The sequence below is a fragment of the Planktothrix sp. FACHB-1355 genome (assembly GCF_014748295.1).
GTDB lineage: Bacteria > Cyanobacteriota > Cyanobacteriia > Cyanobacteriales > Aerosakkonemataceae > Aerosakkonema > Aerosakkonema funiforme_A.
In genome coordinates this window covers 1-1858 of the sequence record NZ_JACJUP010001287.1, presented here as the reverse complement: position 1 = coordinate 1858, position 1858 = coordinate 1, and the positions used below count along the sequence as shown (strand labels likewise).

Here is a 1858-nt window from a genome sequence, read left to right as displayed (position 1 = left end):
TAGATATGAAAACTGCCATCCCCCGCCGATTTATCTACAACCTTGGCATAAATATCTTCGCTAACTTCTTGGCTGTCCGGTGTTAATAAATTCATCTTAATATTGGTTAGCGCTGGTGGTGCAAAGCCCGATTCTCCCTCAGAACGTACTTCCGCACTCCGACGCGAAAGCTTGACTAAACTTCCCTTGAACGCGGTATCGCCGATATTCTTGCCATCCAAAACAGCGTATTGTATGGAAATTTCTTCAGGAAGGCGCACAAATACTTCTTCTTCTTCTTTAGGCAGAAAAAGATTGTATTCCCCAGCAATACCCTCCACTTCATAGATAGTGATAGGCTGTTTAACTCCTTTCGGCGTTACCTGCTTTTCACCACCGATTTTCACGATATTTTCTACATCTTTAAAAGTCGATTCTGAAATCAGAATTTGACCGACAATTGTATAAGATTCGATGCGATAAGTTAAGTTTACCTGACTGCCAACTACACCGTACTTAGTGCGTTTGTAAGAACCGATATTTCCCACCACAACTTCCCCGGTATTGATACCGATTCCCATTTGTAAAGGCGGCAATCCCAACTCGTTCATCTTTTCGTTAACAGCACCCATCGCCAGCTGCATATCTACCGCGCAAGCAACCGCCCTTTTCGCATCATCTTCTCTGGTAATAGGCGCACCGAAAAGAACTAAAATTCCATCGCCCATGAACTCATCAATAGTTCCTTTGTGCTTGGTAATTACATCTGCCATAGATTCCAGATAGATATTCAGTATTTTCACAACTTCTTCTGGAGACAACCGTTCTGATAAAGCCGTAAATCCTCTTAAATCGGAAGTCAGTATAGTAATTTTTCGCCTTTCGCCACCGAGTTTCATTCCTTCCGGATTTTCCAACAAATTAGCTACGATCGCATCAGTTAGATAACGTCCAAAAGTTTGGCGAATTTCTCCAGCGGTGCGAGCAATATAAGCAGTAATCACAATAGAAGCACCAGTTAACGCTAAAAACGGTGGCACAACAGGCAACCACCACCCCCCCAAAAAAGCCGCATAGGTGCTAGCCAGCAAAGTAATTACTGCGACGATATAAGCACCAAATCCTCTCAACAATGAGGAGGCAGACTTCGATTCACCCGCATATCGCAAACTCCAATTCAGGGTTCCACCCACTCCTGCCCAAAATAAAATCCACAGCCATTCTACAGGTTGCGACCAACTTTGGAAAAGCGGACGACCTTCGAGGGCAGCACTGAGAATTTGGCTGATAAAATGGGCATGAACTTCTACTCCCGGCATGGGATGAGGACGGTAGTGCAAACCGCCGCTGTAAGGAGTTAAAACTAAATCTTCAAAAGCCTCGCTAACAGGACCGATTAAGACGATCCGATCCCTTCCCCATTCTGGCGGTACGCGGTTTTGCAGAACGTCTGTCATCGAAACCATATTGAAATTTTTACTGGTGTTTCGATAGTTCAATATAGTCTGGTATCCCATCTCATCAGCATCTTCATCTTCATAGCCGCCGTCATTTCGATCGAAAGGTGCAAATACCGCCTTACCCAAGCGAAATCTCATCTCGTCAACTTTCTGGAGGTAAATACCTTCCGTTTCCAGATAACGGACAGCCAAATCTAAGCTCAAACTGGGGATAATTTTCCCATTTTTCATAGTTATTGAGAGAAAGCCGCGCCGCACTCTCATATCCGCATCAAAGATGTGCTTACTGGCACTCATTTGTGCTTTCGCTCTTGATCTGTCTGGCGGCGTAACAGTGGGTTCCATTTCCCGTGCTAACATTTTCTTAACAGCAACCATGTTGGGGGTAGATGCGATCGTCTGCCGTAATTTCTCCTTAC

General features: G+C 44.7%; 1 protein-coding gene. It reads right to left on the bottom strand.

Features of this window, described 5'->3' with window-relative positions:
- The coding region (locus tag H6S82_RS31655) for an adenylate/guanylate cyclase domain-containing protein (RefSeq protein WP_191057376.1) at positions 1-1858 on the bottom strand (1858 nt) is incomplete at both ends.